Here is an 18,994-nt window from a genome sequence, read left to right as displayed (position 1 = left end):
CTTTCCATCGCTGAGGTAAGAGCCAATACAAATAGACCCTTTATTAAGAAGGGTCTATTTCGGATAGAAACCAAGGTCAGAGAGGTATTTCGCTTTCTTCGGTTTCTTGTTTTCAATTTTACCGCCATGAAGCATGATTTCAAATTCTTCTTTACGGTTCTTTGCTTTCATGAGCGCTCGTACCTTGGGGATGGTCATATTGATCCATTCACTATCTGTTATGCCGTTGGATACACAGAGCGCCCACATCCCCATCCAATCGGTATCTTTTCTGCTTTCCCCGTCTGCTTCCTCGTCGGTATCTTCATCCATATCTTCGTCGGGATCTGGAGGGAATGATTCATTATAGAAATCGTTCCAGGAGCTCATCCAGCTCCTTAATTCCTTGCTCATCTACTTGCTCATACTCTTCATCGGTTAGACCTTCAACCAAGACAAGGTTAAAAGCCTCCTTATACGCTTCCTCAACAGCATCAAAATCAATTTCTTTTCGATTCTCGGTTGCTTCCCATTTACCACGTCCGATGGAGAAAGAGAATTTATATTCATTGCCTTTCATGATCGAACGGACCTTACGAATTAACCCGATACTACCAATTTGAATACGTTTGGTAATCCCTTCAGCCAACCGAATTTCTGAACCGATATTCAATGTTTGATCTAATGTTTCTTCCAAGGTAATTCCTCCTTATATTGAATATCCCCCACCGCAGAGGTAGGGGATATTATTTCGTAGACTAGATTCCAAAAATCAATTCCGCAGCATAACCATTCGGGTTATCTGGTGTGATATCCGGTTCCATAATTTCAAGAGCTAATGTGCTAGTAGATGGTTTCTTGCGCTCCTGAGATACGTCGAGTGTACCACCGCCAAGCGCCTTATGAATTGTCAATTGACATTGAACGGGCTTGCCTGATCTATCATCCACTAACTCGAACCGATGGGTGAATTTAAACGGTTTAGGACGGCGCTTGCCGCTCAAGGCACTCTTCGTACCTGTTGTAGACCATTTTAATCGAACAACAATGTTCTTGTTGTCATTGCTTGCGTTCGATGTGATTTTCCCGTTTGCAATCATATATTGTGTGGCTGTTGGCGTCGCTGCGACACGTTCAAGCTTCTTTAATTCTCCTGTGCTTGGATCTTTCAAATAGACCGAATCACTTTTATCTACCAAAGTGCCGCCGAACTTCGTGGTGGCTTTGATGGAATACCCATTTGTCGGGCTTAGAATACCTTCCTCAGTCTCGTTAAACTCTACCGTACCATTGATCGTATCTGCTCCTTGTGAAATCTCAGCAAGAGCCGTAGAGAATCGCGGTAGTTCAATCGAAACCTTGTCTTGCAGATCCTGGGCTGTGTAGTGGAATGCGTATCCGCTGTCGCCACCCATGACCTTTTGCCAATCTAATTGTGCTTGGAAATTGACTTTAGTGATTTTATCGTCAATTAGCTTCAGTGTGCCGTCCAACTCTGTAATTTCCATTGTACCTACGCCATCAAATACTATTGGATTCATTTGTGTTCCTCCTTCAAATAAAAAAAGAACTCGTCAGATTATTTGACCAGTTCCCATAAACGTTTATCGATTTCTTGTAGTTCCTTGTATTCTTCAGTACCTTGATAATTATCGATTGGATTGTAATCGTCCATAATGCCAAGCTTATTGGCTAATTCGATCTTGCGATTAATTAACTTACTAAGCTCTGTTTCTTCTTCATGTTCTGTCTCGATATTTTTCTTACTCGGCATCTTATTCACCTCAATTCATTCTGAGATAGTCCACATCATAGATTGCTTTGTACCCCTTCACATCACGAATACCTGTCGCGAAATCCACATCGTAAGCAAGGACGCACAAATAGGATCTAAAATCCGATGTGTGAATAGGCTTATCGTGGAGTAGTTCGAACGACCGCTCGAACATTAGTTTTGCTTCGTAAGATGTCTTACCGTAAAAATCTAAACAAAACTTTCCTTCAAACACCAATGGATTCCTAGAAAACCTCCCAGGCATAATGTATTCGCATATATGCGGGACCGTTGAGGATGACAGTGTAATATCAGCTTCCATCCCCTTCGTAAATCTCTTTACAATGTCTTCTGGAGGGGATTGAGGATTCAGGCTAACGAGAGTCATAAACGTTGGATCGTTTTTATGAGTATCTTGTATAGCATTGATAAGCTGTAAGCTCATGAATCTTTTACCTCCTTGAAGTATTTATGATATGGGAATGTTGTGAGCACGCGGCTAATGCCTTCTAGGATTCGGTTTCTATTGGCCTGGAGAGCAATTCGCAAAAAATAGGATGGCGGTGTAGGGCCATATGATTTATCAATATCGCCCCTTGCTGCCAACTCTTCTAAATCTACGCCCGCATATCCACCACCTGAATAATGCGTAGTGCCATCAATGCTGCGATAATTACCCTCACCACGGCCTACGACGTTTTTACTTCCTTGGGATCGTAGCGGATTCCATTGATCTGAGTTTATGTAAGATACCAATCCCGGATTATCGATGCTATTAGCCATTTTGGAACCTTTACCAAACTGTTCTAACCAAGCTTGCCAATGTTCGGCCGTAATTTCACCCTCGACCATCTCATGAGCTAGTACCGTCATTTGCATATGCATGTAATCCCGCACTTCTGGATAATAGCGAATGCCGCTTTTGGCAGTAAGTAGGACCAACTTGGTCAAACCTGCAATCTCAACACCTAAATCATGTTCTAAATCTGCGGAGGCTTTCGCATAATCGTATCCGGTTATCATCGTTTGTCCTCGGATAACTGGACATGATACAGATTTGGAAATTTCAAATCATCGACAACATCCACCTGATAAGGCCGCTCATTAATTATGATTCTGTCCGGAAGGACTAATGCTCTATCGCTTGGTCTTTTTACATCAACGGTTGATTGTATTTGCAGCACGTAGACAGTTGTGGGAAGCAAACCTGCATCATTTTGCCTCAGTTGTGCCGTTACATACTGTACATTGGCTTTAATATCTTTTTCGACCGAATCGAAGGAAGCTTTTAACGGATTATCATGTTTATCGTAGATTTGTGTATACCGCTGCACTTCAATGACCGCATTGGTTTTAATCAAACTACAGTATTTGTCTTTATCCGTCGTGGACCGCATTGTCTGGACCAGGAATGAATCAATTGTCTCGACCAAGGAACCTTGATGTACTTTCGACACTGGAGAGAACATGCCGTTATAGACATATTCCTTTCCTGCGACCGTCGTTGCTTTGTTTTCCCGCGAAAGGATGACGAGATCATGTTGATTATCAACATAGCAAGGGGTGTGACGATGCGTGAATTCATAAAACATTCATTTCACCTACCTAAAGAATCGAAGTACATATTCAGATAGCAGCTCGGAAATCTCCGGTGTAACCATGTTTCTACTGAAATACTCAATGGATAAATCGAAGTCCTTCTTTGCTTTAACATTCGGATTAGGGTTGCTTGCCAATTGATTGATAATCAATCCACAAGCCACCTTTACCTTCTCCGGTATGTCTTCCCATCCACTTGTATAGGTGACTTCTAATTCTGAATATGGAACCCCGAACAAAGAATATCCGCACCATAATGTCCCAATGGGTTTATCGACATCCAGAATGTCCGTAGAGACGTCTTGGAATGTAGGCGGTCCAAATATATCAATTCCAGTTATTCCGTGCGTAGGACGCCCCCTGACCGCTGTCACATCGTTTACAGGGTAATAAGACAAATGCCCTCGTTGGTTATCAGTCAACGGTACACGCTCTGTATACGACGTTATAGCAATCGATCGCTTACACACCCCATCAATAATGGCAGAAGCGCGAATAATCAACGGCATGGTTAATTGAACGCCATTCGCTACATAATCTGAATCATCGATGGTTAAATAAGTACTCATTCGATATAACCAGCATTTTCTAATTCCAACGCTATTGCGTCTGTAAGCTCGGCTTTACCGTCAATGAATGTAATGATCTGTTTGCCCAAATGAAGCGAATGAACGCCCTTTCTCTCGCTCTCAGAACCTTTCAGTGTGACGATTCTAGTATTTACCTGTGGTTCATCTGTGGATGGTGGGATTTCCGATGCCTGGAATACCTTTAACGCTCCATTGAGCGACGTGAGCAATGTATCCAGTTGACCATCATCGGTGGATTCATCTTCGATAAATTTTTGCGCTGTTTCAATCTCTGTATTCAAGAGATCAACAGCATCTTTCGAGAAGTTACCCGCCTCAGTCCCAATTACAGCGGCATCCCGAAAAGATATCGCGGTTTCTATTAACGTCATAGCTTTTTCTTTCTTTGATTTAGCCATTGGCTTCGTTCCTCCTTCTATATCAAAGAGGCAGCGATTACGCTACCTCTTGAAAAGTATTTAACCAACCGGAACCATGGTTGGCCGTTCGATTTTACCGTATGCATGTGCATAGCTCGGACCTTTAGCGACAGGTGCGCCGTATTTGATACCGATAAACTTCTCTTGTAGATCTGAAACAGTGCCTAACTGAAATAGATAGATCCCTTTTTGACCGACATAATGGTATTCGATCATAGGCTCTGTAAGAATCGCAATGCCATAATCCGTCAAAGTCGAATCCGAACCATTTACTTCTGATGGCATGAATGGTTCAGGAATAATAGGAATGATTCCTGCGGCGGTCATAATAGCAAGCACTTCGAGACCAGCGACCGTCGTTTTTCGTAGATTGTTGATTTGTGTCTGATTTGTTGATGCTTGACGTTCTTCTTCTTCCAGGTAGTGATGACCAATAGGATGAATATAAATGGCGGTCGGCATTAACTCGTAATTCTCACTCGCCACCATAGCGGCAACTTTGGCGCGAATTGCAGATACGATTGAAGATGTCGGGCTGACAACGAATGTATTTGTGATTTGCTTCGGAATTCCGACATACGACAAGGTTTTTGGAATAACCAAATTCGTATCCGTGCCTCTCCATAATCCTTTACCGTGCGTCAAACCAACGGCATTGAGCATATCGTTTAAATCTTTTGCTTTTAATTCGGGGAAGTTGTTTTGCTGCTGCCCAAGTGTCGTGTCATAGTGACCGAAATTCACTTGATTTGTAATCGCCTTAATCTTCACACCGTGCGGTGTGCGTTCATTACTTGATGCTGTAGCCGATGGATTTCTTGGATCAACAAAATCTCCACCGTTAACCGTGTTTTGTTCGTAGTAAGTTGAAATATCACCAGTTGCAGGAACGTAATTCAATCTACCATCCAGAATAGAATTCCGACGGAGTACATCGGTGATCTCCTTTTGGTAATCATCTGTGATCAAAGTACCTGGTCCTTGGAATTGGGTTGCTGCCGACATGGATACAAACTGTGCTTGTCCTACGCGTTCACTCATCGATTAGATTCTCCTTTTATTTAAGCTCAGATTTGGCTTGTAGTTTTAATTTCATAGATTCAACCGTCGGAAGATTCATCTTATCTACGGCTGCACAGAACGAAGTATAATCAAGGCCATCCGCACCATTGGAAGCATCGATCTTATTCAGCAATTGGGCTGCGGAAACTGTTTTACGTTGTGGTTCCTGAGCCGCGCTGTTCCCCGCTTTCAAGGTTGCAAGCTCTTGCTTATATCTCTCTGCTTCTTCTTTTGCGGCGGTCAATTCTGCTTCTTTTGTTTGCTCGGCGGCTTGTTGTTCCCCCTCCGCTTGAGCTGCTTTCATGGATTCTACATCCGATTTGATTGTCCCCATATCGGTTACGACCGATTGCATACTTGCCGTAAGTGCAATCATTGCATCTTGAAGGGCTTTACTTTCTTCTGGTGTCATGGTATTGACAACCTCCTTTGAATTGTTTTTAGCTGCAAAGCTTGTTGTTGTATAAGCGGCGGCATCCGCGAAAAGAATCGCTGCACCCGTACCGCAAAACTCGATGACGTCTAGAACGTCGTTCGTATCCATGGCATCTTGAACCGCTGCTTCCATCTCCAGCGATGCACCAAATTGATATTCTGACCATTGGTTTTCTGACGCTAAGCTGTTGTAATATCGAATGGTTGCGACGACATCGGGGAAGTCCTTACCGAAAATGTACCCTTCGACCCAAGCGAATCCGTCCATGGAACGATACGCCTTTTCAATCACGGCGACTTTGAACCGTGGGTCATGGTCAGACATACCGTGAACGTAGTCGATATTCAACGCCATTCCTACGAAGGTCTGTAGGTACTTATCACACACCGCTGACGATATACGAATCTTCTTACCGCCTGCACCATGTGGTGATCCGTCACTCGGCTGATCAACTGCAAATAATGCACACTTGAAAGGTACTTTATTCGGATGCTCACTGACACTCGACATTTTGAATTCTTGGACCCGTAAAGATTCCTTGCTCATTTTTAAGGTTGCGAGCATATTGTTTCACCCCCTCTCCAGGCAAAATAAAAACACCTACGTTGGCGTGGTGTTAGGGTCATTGCTATTCGGATCTATTTTTTTGTTTACATGTTCCGTTGTTTGAGTCTGCTGTTCCATCGTTTTATTGATGTCGATCGCTTTTTCTTTGGGAACAAGAATCCTTTCGCCATGCCCGTTAGGGTGAGCCTTCTTTCCTTTGCTATCTCGGACTTCATCAATCGTATCCACGCCGCGATCTAAATAAATTGCGTCTATATCTGCTTTTGTCTTCAAATCCTTTAGAGACGTGGCGTAATGGAACTTGAATTCGATGATTCCACCCATTTTAAAGATTCCGTCGATGATGTGGTTATTGATATGCTCGACGATATTTTCCGCAATGGATTGAATCGTTGAATTTGTATCTTCATCTTCGCTGTCTGCGGTGTTTCGATTAACATCCTTGGTCTGCCCGAGCTTCTTTGGCGATATCCCGAATGCGATAGCAACGATTTCAATCAAGAAGCGTTGCCACTCGATGAATAAGGCTTTATCATCTGTCGCTCCGAGATCCAGTATGCTCGGGCTCTCGCCTGAGATAATCGGTGTTATACCGCGGCCCATTACTTCGTTCTCCCAATAAGCACGAAACGCTTTAACATCGGTACTGTTGGCATTCTTCCCGAGATTTAGAATTCTTCTCAAGAATGTATTTATCGTTTGTTTCCCTGCCGTTCGATGTGACATAACGAAGTTTGTTGCTGTTTCCCATACCGTTTCGAGCGGCCCAAGTCCGAATGGCGTATTTGTTCGCGGATTCATGCGAATATACATCATCTCAGAATCAGTTAGGTGAACATATTTCCCGTTGACTCTTTGTGCATATCGGTATGATTCCGGTTGTCCATCCCATGTGGGGTAAAGTTCGATAGAGAACGAATCGACCGGATACATTCGAAATGGACGTTTCAGATCATTGGATTTGACCGTCTCCGATGAACCAGCACTACAAACAAGCATATCTTCAATGATCTGTTCAACCCATGATCGGAATGAATCCGCTTGGTTTGGTTTTAATAACGCCCGTTCGATGATCTTACATAGCTCTTGATACTTTTCGGCGTCATTCTCATCAATGGTTGTTACAGACCAATTCAGTTTTGTTATGCCATCCTTTATAACGTTAATCGCTCGTCGTGGAATTGGTGACTCACTCAAAGACCTTAGATTCGTTTCTGTCTTCTTTGGTATTGGTTGGTTATTTCCTATTGACCCTATCACTCCGAACGGATACGGGTATGATTCTGTCTGTCTGACGGGCTCATTCTTTGAACGTCCTGCCTCAAGCCAATTAATGACCCATTGTCTAACTCCCAAAAAAACCACCTCCTTTCATGGACAAAATAAAAAGAAGGTGGGATGTACATCATCCTACCTTCTCCGCAATCGAAATATCGTTATGTATTACTATGTTGACTCTTTACTATTTTTTTCTTTGTTCAATAGATAACCTATCATTTGTTTCAATATTTCCGAGCTATCATTATCAGTTTTGTGATCTTCGAATAACTTAAATGATAACAGCATATTTTGAACATTTAATAAGCTATCATGATAATCCTTTAGTTGCAGAATCGTTTTGCTATAGAGATAAAACATCAAACCTGCTACCACTTCAACAACAATACCAGCCGCTGATGCTACATAAGTAATTTCTTTCGCCCCATCCATGAAGTATGGAGCTATTAAGCCACCTGCAATAAGAAAGAAACCCATAAAACAAGCAATTAGTGAAGCGTTAAAAGATTTTTTATTGCTTTTTTTAACGAGATCATAGTATTCTTCCAAATTCCTCAAGTTAATACCAACAAGTGTATCGAAGTATCGATCTGTATTTTTAGATTTATCTGGTTTACTTTTAACTTTAGTTACCTTGTTCTCTAACGTTTTGATTTCTACATCCATGGTATCCGCTTTACTACTTAAATAAGAAGCTATAACAACTGTTAATCCGATTAGAAATACAACCACGCAAGCAATTGTAAAAGGTATGGAGATATTCATGACTATACCAATTAATCCAGAAGCTGCAAGAAAGCCATACACTGATCTGAATAGATAATCTCTCTTTTTTAGAGCTATTCTGTCAATTTTTAATTTTTCTAATTTAGATTCATAATAATCCCGCCCGACAACGCTCATAGAACTATATACATCATTTGCTAGAATAATATTATCAATTTCTCCAACACTTCTAAGTTGTACTTTTGGTTTTTGCATTGCTATAACTCCCTGTATGTAATAATTTGTCGTAATCTCCTAATAAATTATTACATAGTTCTTCCAATACGTAAATGCATTTACCCAAACGCGAACCCCGAAGTTTGCTCAATTTCTGCAAACGCCAAAATAAATCCATCCGCTCGGTCCGGTGACTGTAACCCGCGCTTTTTCATATCTTCTTTACGTTCTAGCATTATCTTGCCGTTACTACCCATTCGCCATTTCCTTGTTGTAAGCTGCGTAATCAACTTCTCGTCATTAGGCAATTCGAGTACTCCTGGCATGCCTAATATAAAGTTGCTCATGTTCTCTTCAAGCAGATCCTTAACATGGCCCCATAATTCTGATCCAAAGTTGCCGTAATGTTTATCTTGTGCAGCGGAGCCGTTGTTCACGGGGATGATCGTATACCCAAGGTTTTGCTCTGTGTTGATTTCATTCAAACGATCCGTTACGGCACCACCGATTCCGCTGTCATCCACTCGAATTTCAACTTCGGTGATCTGCGGATATTCCGTTTTTGCATCATCAACAAGCCTTAATATCCATCCGGTTGTTACCATCGTGTCCTGCTTATGATGTTGCTTTTGCTTCACTAGCTTCCCACCGATTCGACCATAAATGGTTGTTTCATCATCTCCGAACCTAGCGATGTCGGCACCAATATATAGCTTGCTGCCTTCTGGCTTCGTTCTTACATGTTCTTTCGCATGTAACGCAGATTCTAAAGCAATAAACGAATCTGATTCACCTCGTGGAAACTCACCTTCCACACGAACCCTGTAAACATCGCTACCTTCGCCGTATTTTCGTTTAAGCATGGCGATGTTCTCTTTACTCGTTCTTGGGCTATCTAAAGACGATACCTTATGTGTCTTGTAATCCGCTCGATCTCGATTGTGAGAATCATAAAAAACCCCGCTCGTCTTTGTGGGGTTTCCCATCATCAGTAGTTTATTTTCAAGACCTGATAACGTACCTACAATCGCTTCCATGATCGGATCGGCAACACCTGACGCTTCATCGACGATAAACAACATATAATCTTCATGAAACCCTTGCATGTTCTCTGGGCGCGTCGCGGTTCTCGCTGTAGCGAACCATCGTTCCTCTTGACCGATCATGTAAATCTTGGTCTTGGTCCATTTGAGGAAGTCTTTCATGCGAGAGGTGTTCAGCCATTTTGCAATCTCGGCCCATAACACGTCATGAAGTTGTTGTTTCGTTGGCGCGGTACATATGATCTTAGGGAAAGGACGACAGCATAAATACCAGATGCATATAGCCGCTTCGACTCCAGTCTTTCCGACACCTTGACCAGACCGAACACTAACTTTCGGGCTACTTGCCAAATCCATCATAACAGCGGCTTGCCATTCATCCGGTTCGAAATTGAGCATGTCTTGTGAGAAGGCAACGGGATTGTCCCAATACAGGTCAATTAGGTCCACAACAACGTTATATGGCTTTTTACTCATTGCCCTTCATCGCCTCCCTGCGGCGATTTGCAACCTCTTGAATACCGGAAATCCAATCATCTGCTTTTGTATCTTTCTCATTACCTTTCAAGCTCTCGATTTCGATTCGTGCTTTTTCAACCTGCGCTTGCATGATTTGCAACTTCACTCGGCGTTCATCGTTCTCTGGTGCCGCAGATAAGAACTGTTTGACAGCGGACCTAAACTCTGACATTGCAACAGATTGGGCCTTGAGGAATGTTGAGTAACGATCCCACGAAAACTGGAATTCATGTTCTTCTTCCGTAACGACTTGGTGAAGCTTCTTCTTATCGCCCTTTCCTGTGCTGTGAACCTCAAATTTTTGCTTCTTCAATTCTTTGATCATTTCATCCTTGTTCTGAACAAACATGATTCTTTGTGCTCGGATAATTGCGGCCTGTTGGAGTTCGATATTCTGATACATCATGTCTAACGGGTCCATTTCCTGAACCATATCCAAGATTTCTAGATATTCAGGATCTTGCGGCAAAAATTTACGGAAAAATCCATGCGTGACCGCTTTGTCATTGCCTAGAGGTCCACCAGAACCACCCTTATTACCTTTGGCGTTTTGGTTCCCTTTCTGACCGCCTCGGTTGCGCTTATCGGGGATTTCGTCCCATTGATCAGTCCACTTCCATTTGCGGATCATAACATCACTTACGCCCAATTCCAGAGCGATATCTTTCAACTTCAAGGTTCGACCGCTGTCCAGCCACATTTTCAGGGCTTTTTTTCGGTTTGAACTTCTCTCTCGTGACACTACATTTCACCACCTCCGCATGTATTCGAGTTGGTTTGAACGCTGCGACTTCATTGGTAACGCTCTGTTGATCGATTGAAGCTATGAAGACACTGGTTCGAAATCGATATATCGACTAAATATTGTAATTTGAGTACATCACAATAGACAAAGAGTTGCACTCGTCGGATCATAAAATTTATTAATCTGTCAAGATAATTTTCGCTTTCAGAAAATGAGTGCTACTTAATTCGTTTTTTTGAATAACTCAATCTTAGAATTGCTCTGTCCATAGCGTCCTGGGTCAATCCAAGATACCGTAATGTGATTGACTGCTTACTGTGGTTGAACATTTCCATTAGTAACGCTAAGTTCTCCGGATCTTGGATATATAAGTGGTATCCCCACGTTTTCCGCATGGTGTGACATCCAATTTCCTTCAACCTAAATACCTGTGCAGTAGAGTTCAACATCTTATATGCCGTTGTTCGATGAATCGGCTTTCCTTTTACGCCCGTCTTTGTTTTCCGCTGCCTACTTGCGAAAAGATACTCATCGTCATCCATATCTTGAATGTACAAATCAATCAACGGTTTAATATCAGGATGGATTATGAACGTTTTTTCCTTGTTGGTCTTTTTCGTCTTCTTGGTTTTCTCTTCAATCAAGGTTATATGTGTCTTATTTCGCACAGATGCAACCTGTAAATTCAAAAGATCGGATACCCTCAGACCACTAAAAACACCCATACTGAATAACACACAATTGCGTAGATTCGTGTTATAGAGATATTCTTGTATCGCCTCGACAACTTCGATATCCCTAATTGGTTGTACGGCCTTCAATCACTGTCACCATCTTTCGATGCTGGGACCCTTACACATCCCAACACCTTGGAGCAGAACTGAACTGGGGCCTCCCAATTTCCCCAAAAACAACCTTTACACTTCACTGGTTGTTGGGGTTCAGGTCTTTCGAGCAATACATTACGTTTATGTTTTTCTGCCATGTCTGCGCTCACCTCGGTTCCGCGGAACTGGCTTAGATCTAGCGGCCGTTATCTTAATAAACCATTGAAATAATTTCATGAAATCACCATCCTTTGTATGAAAAATAGCCGCCCCCATTAGGGAACGGCTCAGCAAGGAGAGAAAAACAAAATTTACAAAGTTGATCTTGATGGGAGTTGAACCCATCTGCACCAATAAGATCATAATAATATCCCGTACTTCTATCCCGCCCGGGAGGAGCGGATCTAGGGCATCTAACCCCGCCTCACATCACACCCCTGACGACTGGCGTCTAAGGTACAAATATCGTACCCACAGCGTGACCGAGTCCTACAAGTGATAAAGGTACAGTAGGAGTTACCCGAGCGTTTAGCTCTATAACTCAACTGTACCTTTTCGGGGTTAATATTTAACTGGCAGGAATGTCGCATCTTCATCGCATGTTTGTCGCATTTTCACCACTTAATAAGTGAGTCTGCTATCGATTCAATTCCTTTGTTTATCTTTCTATTCACCGTACTGACATCCATTACTTTTGCATACTTTTGAATTGTCAGTGAATGCCCGTTACCTTCAATATATCGATACTTTATAATTTCTCTAATATCTTGGTTAACTATTAATTTCACGGCCCGATTTAGTCGGTTAATCTTATAAACGGATTTATCATATGTTTTTTTCTCTTCTGGATCAAGCTTTTCGATTCCGTCCTCTTCAAGTACCTTCACATTATTAACACATGCCACGTACTCGTCAAGCAATTGTCTAGTAGCTTCTATGTCCTCTTTCGTAGCACGAGGGAATAGCTCTAATTGTTCTGCGAGCATTTAACCTCCCCCTATTATACAAAGTCCAACAAATCCATTTGCCCCGGCTCGCCATCCTCCGGTGTTGCTTCCCTAACCCATCCATCTGCAACCCATGCTGGAGGTATACAATCCTTGTAATGATCCCATACAAAGCGACCTGGTAGCTGGCGCATGACTTCCGCACCTTTGTCTGTCCATACCCATCGTTTAGGATTACCTAGCTTGTCTACAGTATTAACGAGCTGACCGAGTAATCCAAAACCTAAATACGCTCCTTTGCTCATTTCCTTTACCTCCTTAACTATTCGACTTCAATCTCTTCAATTTGGATATCGTAGTTTGAGATGTCGTACTCTGTGCCACAATCCGTATGATATGAGTCCCAAAAATGAATAGTAGCCTGTAATTTTATTTTTTCTTTAAACCTAAACTTCTGGTCACATCTAACTTTCCACGGCGGCGAACCATCCATGTTGTCCCGGGTTGGGAGGTCTTTAGATGTGATACCTTCCTTAACTCTTCTGTGGAAATCCTTTTCCGCAGCGATTGGGTTTCTAAAATATTTAACTGAACCATCATGACCCCATTGCGATATTTCACTGACTTTATATATCTTCATCCGTTTCATCTCCCCTGATTGATTTAGCACATTTCCCATATCGTCTTTTGTTCTGTAGGATACCTTTCAGCCATCTTTCTCCTGCGGCTCGGTGTATCCCATCCTTTCGGCCTAGCCTGTGTCTCCCCGATTACTTTCCACCCTGCTGCTTTCAAACTCGTTCCCGGCTCAGATTTAAGCGTGTAGGTAATTAGCCGATGAAAACCAAGGTTCTTGCTCGCCCTCCAAGCAGCTGCGTACAACTTAGAGCAAGCATCTTTATATCCTTCCAACACGCATAATCTGATTACTTCTAGCGTCATGCCATCGTCATTATGGCGAGCTATTGGGCGACCAACTACTGCAACACCTATCAATTCATCGCCGCACGCTAACCCAATCCTGAACTTGTCACCTATAGGCGCTACGTTATGCCTATGATGCATATTGATAAATGCCTGTGCTTCTTTACGCTCCAAAGGGACTAGATCCTATTTCAGTGTTTATCCCTCATTGGGCTTTGCCCTCTCCTTAATATCCGTTCCTATTCGTATTCAGGATTTGTAAACGACGTTTCATAATTATCGATGATCAATTTTGATTTACGAGTCCACATTTGGAAAATCATTCGTTCTAACCCATAAATACCGCCCATGATAACTCTATTTTCGAAATTCTTCTTGTCTACATCGGATCTCCAGACTGTACCGTCCTTATTAAGAGCAATCATATATTTGCATTCATACCAGTCCTTCTCCTCTTCTGGATCGATGTAAATATATTGATTTCCGTACTTCTCTTCAACGATCACTGTTATTTCTTTGTAATCTTCATACCACAGTTCGTCTAATTCGCAATCATCCTCGACCATTTGCTTGATCAAGTCTGATAATTTGTATTCTTCCTTCGCCGTACCAAGCAATTCTTGCATTTGTTCTTGAATCATCTTTGTGCCTTCATCTGCCATAGCACGATTCAACTCGCCTTTAATTACATTCATGATCAAATGATTGTATGACGGTATATCAAGGTTTTCTAAGCTAAAATCCATCTGCTCTTTAATCCGTTCCTTCATTTTCTTACCGAAATCGCTCCAACTTCTTAGGCTATCCTCAACAACATCCTCAATGGTTTTCTCTAGGTGCTTGCGGATAACTTTTTCCATGTATCCTTCTTCTTTTAATTCAGCCAAAGTATTGTTAACGATTAAATTCATATCCATATCTCATCTCTCCCTATAAATTGGTTATCACTGGTTCAAGCACCATATCCTGTGCTATAGTCTATTTGGAGGTGCATCCATGAGTGGCAAAAAACTTGTGCTCTTGATATTGTCTTTCTGCGCAGTTGGGTTAATAGTTCATTACGGATTGATATATTTGCTCATATGGGTTGCCTTCAATTCAGCCCCTCGCTGATTCCTATCAGGGCTTTATAGATTCATAACGAGCTGGCCCATTTGTTCCGCAGCGACTGGGTTTATCCAAAGGACTTCGGTCCGGATTCTCCCCATTTCCGCAGTCGCCGATTTTGTTTCTCGCGTCCAATGTTTAAGCCGCTCATCGTACAACTCGTGTGCATATCCAGATAACAATACCGGACCAGGATGATCGTCTAAGACTTCCAATAGCGCTATATGGTCATGATCTTTCATTTCATGCTTATATAGTCGTTTGCTGCGTGTTGAGAGAATGTAAGGAGGATCCGCATATATCAATACATCTTTATTGTTGTATCGTTTGATCAGATCGACTGCCGCCTGCTGCTCAATCTGCACGCCACGTAATCTATCCGTAACCATGCTTATTCGCTCCGGCACTCTGGACCATTGAATCGGCATATTGCTGTTGGGGCATTTACTCGCATCGATATTGTGTTTCCATCCGGTCCGATCACTTGTTTTTCCGCCACGCGCCATCCAGCACCGAACAAGAAACATTCTTGCTCTTTCTAATTCGTCCGCTTCGGGATCCGGTTCATAAGAAGCGTAATATTCTTCTCTCGAATATGGAGTCCATTCGACTTCGCGAATCAAATCGTCTGCACGATCTCGAATCACCTTAAACAGATTTACTACATCGCCGTCCATATCATTGACCGTCTCTATCTTGGATGATGGTTTATTGAAGAACACTGCACCGGATCCAAAGAACGGTTCAAGATACGTCCCATGCTGCGGCATATGATCAATGATCCATTGCGCCAAGTTCCACTTGCTGCCGGGATAATGTAAAATTCGTGGTACTGTCATTCCCTTCTCCCTCCCTTTGGTCGCCTAAATCCCGAAATTCTGGATAATCTCATCTATTGGATCTACTGTTTTAGTTGTTCTATAAGGCAAAATCAACAATTGCTTGTTAGCGAAATAAAGCGGAGTCAAAAGGTTTTCACTGGTTGCAAATACTTGCCTTTTTTCATCCGAAAGCCCGAAATAATCATTGTTGACCATGGCAAATTGATCATTGAATTTCAACATTCTTGCTTGCTCTCTATCTAGTTCTTTTACATAAGATGTAGCCACACCCTCAATTACCGCTTGATCTGGACGAAAGAGCGCCGTAAATCCAAATTCTTTATCCACACTCTTAACCTCACCGTGAATCATTTGAAGCGTCTCACCGTCCTCAGGAATCCGCAAAAACCGTCCGAAAAGTGTTGTCATCACATCAATTGGTAATACATCATTTTTCACCATGTACTGCCGATTCGTAATGTAGTGAGTAGAACCTTCACGTTTCCAAATAATGCTCGTATCCTTCTTTAACTGCTTGCACAACATTCTTGTATTAATAAATGATTTCATGGGAATATCCTCCAATTAGTATTATTATGGGTACGTTCGTTCAATTCGCAGATATGGATTCTTTTGTTGTTAGGAATATCTCCCCACCCAGGCCCGTCCATTCTAGCTCCTGGATGATCTTCATCATCTTGACAAATGCACGGACCAACCATAATCATTGAACCGTTAAATGCAACATCAACCCTTGATCCTTTGCAAATCATACACATGTATGTCATCCCCTAGGATTATTTCGATCTCTTCGCCGATTTCGTCCGATAACAGGTACAACTTTCACAAACGGTTCGATACGCTCTAGAAGTCGATCCGCTTTTTTTTGATTAATCCCTTCTTTTGTAGTTTTAGCGAAATGACTATTAAGTTCGTTCATCGTTAAATTTGATGTGTAGATCGTTGTGAATTTTTCCATCCGATCGTTTAAAATCGCGCTTATAATTCCATCACGGGTCCAACTTGAATTCGTTTCTGCCCCGATGTCATCAAGTATTAAAACAGTTACCCTTTTTAAAGCATCCACTTTTTGTTGAACTGTATTGTCACTAATTGAATCCTTCATCTCTTCGAGGAAGTCCGGCACATAGACAAGTGCGACATCGACGCCTTGCTTCGCTAATTCATTGGCTATTGCTCCAGCGATACGACTCTTCCCGACCCCATAAGAACCGTATAAATATAGTCCTTCCTTGGTTTCGTTTGGTTTGAAGTCATTACAGAACCTAATACACTCAACTATTGCTGCTTTTCGTTGATCAATATCCAAATCATCAAATATAGAATTTTTGATATAGTCCTTAACGTTATGACACCTTATCAATTTTTGAATTTGTAATTGCTTCATACTTGCTTCTTGCAGCTTGCAGGGACGGAGTGCGAAATTCAAAAGATCCGGTTTAAGTTGATCTGGAACAGGCACTAAGCGATGCCCTGACATTTCATTTCTACAATCTTCTAATCCTGGGCAAGAGCGGCAGCGCGTACAACTTTGGGCGTAATGGAATAATTCACTCTCTTTCGCCTTTCTGTCGGGATGCGAGTCTTTCAAGGCAATTACATCAGGATGATTGTTCAACGCCTCCTGCATGCGTTTAAGCTTGTTAGCGTAGTCATTAGGCATATACTTTACGATCTCTTCGATCAATCCATTTCACCTCTTTTCGCTTTAAGCTCTTCAAGCATTCGAAGTACCTCTTCATCGCTTTGTTGGTCTTCTGGTGATGCTGCAACATCTTCTATTACATCCGGTTCAAATATGGTAGCCTCGTTTGATTGAGCGTTTAGACTGAACACGATTTGAGAACACTGATTCAGGCCGTTTATTCGATCTCGATTGTTCCGTGGCTTAAAATCATTAAATGCTTTATCAATACCATCCAAAACGACTTGTAAGGGTATTTTTTTAGCAATGAAATCATCTATAACTGCCACATCTGAAACGTTTAATTCCAAACCAATTCCGCGGCGCTTGATGTACTTGTCTTCAATCGTTTTCCGATACTCTTGAAGTTTAAAAAAAAGAGAATCTTCTTCTTTAAATCTATTACTGTCTTTAATACTGTCTTTAATACTGTCTTTAATACTGTCTTTAGACAGCCGTTTCGCCTTAGAACCGCAAGGGTTTGAGACACGTCGAAGTTCCCTTTTTGGTAACTTTATACTTACCTTTTTGGTAACTTTCTCATTACCTTTTTGGTAACTTCCCAATTTGGTAACTTCCCGTTTCGGTAACTTTTTTTCCGTTAGATTTATATGCAAAAGATCATCAAAATCCGTTTTATTCCAACCTCTAACGGGGCTGACCTGCCAAATATCGTAATTCTTATTAAACGAAAAGATCATTTCATTTCGATCCCAAGTAATAACTTTGCATTCTTGCAAAAATTTCAATTCATTTGTGATATGAGTGGGTCCGATACCGCACAATGCAAAATATTTCAGTTTTGGTATAAGTGCCGTTTTCTTTCCACATCCATAAGACAGTCGCAATATAAGCAACAGAATGTCTTTCTGACGCTTTGAAAAGTCGCGGCGTAGTATTTCATCCCAAATCTCATTTGCAAGGCGTACGTACCCGTTTCCGGTTTGTGGGTTAGCCATCCTCCCCCTCCTTAGCTCGGGGTTGTATAAACATCGTTTTTAGTGATACACTGTTATTGATATATTTGTTGAAGATTTGATATGGCGTCCTGGCAGGGATGCCATATTTTCGTTTGATTGAAACACTTCTCTCCCAATCTCCTGTATTTCATTCCACAGAAACCAATCCCATGTACCATCCGGGTTTTGGACAGCAGACAATTGACGGTAAAATACTATAAGTTCGAATAATCTGTTCACAAGTTCATTATTGGGCTTCAAGGCCTATCACCTCCTGGTTCCCTTTGGAAAGAATACCCTTGATCATGTGTCCATTACCTTCCTGCATTTCTCCATCCTGTATCCTTTTAACTCTGTAATGATTTCCGTTAGACATTTTCCGGACCGCAACTACAACGGCTTCAACAATGGTTTTGCTTTCCTGGATGTATCCACTAAAAAATTTATTTGGAATGAGTTTCGCCACCCGCACGGTATCACCCACCTCTGGCACCATTCTTTCATGGTGAATATCCTTCACTTTATTAACAAAGTCTCGCTTAAGCATAGATTGCTGTTTCTTGGTCATTTTCAGAGGGTTACTGCAATATCTCCCGAGCTGCACACGACCTATAGCCTCATCAAATTTCAGATCAGAGTCTACACATAAATTTGCAATCAATTCGACGCAACCAATGCGATTAACCCACTCGAATTTACTAGTCTGTGATTCGCTACTTACCAATGTGATTTCTGATATCTCCAAAATGTT

At 41.9% G+C, this 18,994-nt stretch carries 25 protein-coding genes; all 25 read right to left on the bottom strand.

What is annotated here, in order from left to right:
- Positions 1–54: 54 nt before the first annotated feature.
- Positions 55–369 carry a hypothetical protein gene (locus BVG16_RS13540; RefSeq protein WP_078499212.1) on the bottom strand — a complete coding sequence of 105 codons (315 nt, stop codon included), beginning with the start codon at positions 367–369 and terminating at the stop codon, positions 55–57.
- Positions 344–676, bottom strand: coding sequence for a hypothetical protein (locus tag BVG16_RS13535; protein ID WP_233147031.1), 333 nt, complete (start codon positions 674–676; stop codon positions 344–346). Before BVG16_RS13535 ends, BVG16_RS13540 begins: the two co-directional genes overlap by 26 nt.
- A 61-nt stretch (positions 677–737) precedes the next feature.
- The gene (locus tag BVG16_RS13530) at positions 738–1,520 is read right to left on the bottom strand and encodes a hypothetical protein (protein WP_078499210.1); all 783 of its coding nucleotides are present in this window, start codon (positions 1,518–1,520) and stop codon (positions 738–740) included.
- A 38-nt stretch (positions 1,521–1,558) separates the two neighbouring features.
- Positions 1,559–1,753 (bottom strand): hypothetical protein, encoded by a 195-nt coding sequence (locus BVG16_RS13525; protein ID WP_078499209.1) that lies wholly within the window; start codon positions 1,751–1,753, stop codon positions 1,559–1,561.
- A gap of 441 nt (positions 1,754–2,194) precedes the next feature.
- Positions 2,195–2,776 (bottom strand): hypothetical protein, encoded by a 582-nt coding sequence (locus tag BVG16_RS13515; RefSeq protein WP_078499207.1) that lies wholly within the window; start codon positions 2,774–2,776, stop codon positions 2,195–2,197.
- The gene (locus BVG16_RS13510) at positions 2,773–3,345 is read right to left on the bottom strand and encodes a hypothetical protein (RefSeq protein WP_078499206.1); all 573 of its coding nucleotides are present in this window, start codon (positions 3,343–3,345) and stop codon (positions 2,773–2,775) included. The genes BVG16_RS13515 and BVG16_RS13510 overlap by 4 nt, the downstream gene beginning before the upstream one ends.
- Before the next feature lie 9 nt (positions 3,346–3,354).
- Complete coding sequence (locus BVG16_RS13505) at positions 3,355–3,921, bottom strand: hypothetical protein (protein ID WP_078499205.1); 567 nt, start codon at positions 3,919–3,921, stop codon at positions 3,355–3,357.
- Positions 3,918–4,340, bottom strand: coding sequence for a hypothetical protein (locus BVG16_RS13500; RefSeq protein ID WP_078499204.1), 423 nt, complete (start codon positions 4,338–4,340; stop codon positions 3,918–3,920). The genes BVG16_RS13505 and BVG16_RS13500 overlap by 4 nt, the downstream gene beginning before the upstream one ends.
- Positions 4,341–4,400: 60 nt before the next feature.
- The gene (locus tag BVG16_RS13495) at positions 4,401–5,402 is read right to left on the bottom strand and encodes a hypothetical protein (protein ID WP_078499203.1); all 1,002 of its coding nucleotides are present in this window, start codon (positions 5,400–5,402) and stop codon (positions 4,401–4,403) included.
- Positions 5,403–5,418: 16 nt separating this feature from the next.
- On the bottom strand, positions 5,419–6,423 hold the full coding sequence (locus BVG16_RS13490) for a 3-oxoacyl-ACP reductase (RefSeq protein WP_078499202.1): 1,005 nt from the start codon (positions 6,421–6,423) through the stop codon (positions 5,419–5,421).
- 36 nt (positions 6,424–6,459) lie between these two features.
- Positions 6,460–7,782, bottom strand: a complete 1,323-nt coding sequence (locus BVG16_RS13485; protein ID WP_078499201.1) for a phage portal protein — start codon at positions 7,780–7,782, stop codon at positions 6,460–6,462.
- A 90-nt stretch (positions 7,783–7,872) separates the two neighbouring features.
- Positions 7,873–8,685: a TRADD-N-associated membrane domain-containing protein gene (locus BVG16_RS33110; RefSeq protein ID WP_198957463.1), complete on the bottom strand. Its 813-nt coding sequence runs from the start codon at positions 8,683–8,685 to the stop codon at positions 7,873–7,875.
- An 80-nt stretch (positions 8,686–8,765) separates the two neighbouring features.
- Complete coding sequence (locus tag BVG16_RS13475; protein ID WP_078499200.1) at positions 8,766–10,166, bottom strand: phage terminase large subunit; 1,401 nt, start codon at positions 10,164–10,166, stop codon at positions 8,766–8,768.
- Positions 10,159–10,950 (bottom strand): phage terminase small subunit, encoded by a 792-nt coding sequence (gene terS, locus BVG16_RS13470; RefSeq protein ID WP_078499199.1) that lies wholly within the window; start codon positions 10,948–10,950, stop codon positions 10,159–10,161. Before terS ends, BVG16_RS13475 begins: the two co-directional genes overlap by 8 nt.
- A 221-nt stretch (positions 10,951–11,171) precedes the next feature.
- Positions 11,172–11,774, bottom strand: coding sequence for a tyrosine-type recombinase/integrase (locus BVG16_RS13465; protein ID WP_078499198.1), 603 nt, complete (start codon positions 11,772–11,774; stop codon positions 11,172–11,174).
- Positions 11,775–12,394: 620 nt separating this feature from the next.
- Positions 12,395–12,766 (bottom strand): hypothetical protein, encoded by a 372-nt coding sequence (locus BVG16_RS13460; protein WP_078499197.1) that lies wholly within the window; start codon positions 12,764–12,766, stop codon positions 12,395–12,397.
- Positions 12,767–12,780: 14 nt separating this feature from the next.
- Positions 12,781–13,032 carry a hypothetical protein gene (locus tag BVG16_RS13455; RefSeq protein ID WP_078499196.1) on the bottom strand — a complete coding sequence of 84 codons (252 nt, stop codon included), beginning with the start codon at positions 13,030–13,032 and terminating at the stop codon, positions 12,781–12,783.
- Between the two features lie 17 nt (positions 13,033–13,049).
- Positions 13,050–13,367 carry a hypothetical protein gene (locus BVG16_RS13450; protein ID WP_078499195.1) on the bottom strand — a complete coding sequence of 106 codons (318 nt, stop codon included), beginning with the start codon at positions 13,365–13,367 and terminating at the stop codon, positions 13,050–13,052.
- A 23-nt stretch (positions 13,368–13,390) separates the two neighbouring features.
- Positions 13,391–13,825: an XF1762 family protein gene (locus BVG16_RS34010; protein ID WP_408635336.1), complete on the bottom strand. Its 435-nt coding sequence runs from the start codon at positions 13,823–13,825 to the stop codon at positions 13,391–13,393.
- Positions 13,826–13,890: 65 nt separating this feature from the next.
- The gene (locus BVG16_RS13440; protein WP_078499194.1) at positions 13,891–14,568 is read right to left on the bottom strand and encodes a hypothetical protein; all 678 of its coding nucleotides are present in this window, start codon (positions 14,566–14,568) and stop codon (positions 13,891–13,893) included.
- 210 nt (positions 14,569–14,778) lie between these two features.
- The gene (locus BVG16_RS13435; protein ID WP_078499193.1) at positions 14,779–15,597 is read right to left on the bottom strand and encodes a DNA adenine methylase; all 819 of its coding nucleotides are present in this window, start codon (positions 15,595–15,597) and stop codon (positions 14,779–14,781) included.
- 24 nt (positions 15,598–15,621) lie between these two features.
- Positions 15,622–16,149 carry a hypothetical protein gene (locus BVG16_RS13430; protein WP_078499192.1) on the bottom strand — a complete coding sequence of 176 codons (528 nt, stop codon included), beginning with the start codon at positions 16,147–16,149 and terminating at the stop codon, positions 15,622–15,624.
- Between the two features lie 214 nt (positions 16,150–16,363).
- Positions 16,364–17,287, bottom strand: coding sequence for a primosomal protein DnaI (dnaI, locus tag BVG16_RS13420; RefSeq protein ID WP_233147030.1), 924 nt, complete (start codon positions 17,285–17,287; stop codon positions 16,364–16,366).
- Entirely contained in the window at positions 17,284–18,243 is a 960-nt protein-coding gene (locus BVG16_RS13415) for a replication protein (protein WP_078499190.1), read from the bottom strand. Before BVG16_RS13415 ends, dnaI begins: the two co-directional genes overlap by 4 nt.
- A 247-nt stretch (positions 18,244–18,490) precedes the next feature.
- On the bottom strand, positions 18,491–18,988 hold the full coding sequence (locus tag BVG16_RS13405) for a hypothetical protein (RefSeq protein ID WP_078499188.1): 498 nt from the start codon (positions 18,986–18,988) through the stop codon (positions 18,491–18,493).
- Positions 18,989–18,994 lie beyond the last annotated feature (6 nt).

The organism is Paenibacillus selenitireducens, assembly GCF_002021565.1.
Classification (GTDB): domain Bacteria; phylum Bacillota; class Bacilli; order Paenibacillales; family Paenibacillaceae; genus Paenibacillus_K; species Paenibacillus_K selenitireducens.
The sequence above is the reverse complement of the archived record's forward strand: the minus strand, read 5'-3'. Positions and strand labels throughout refer to the sequence as shown.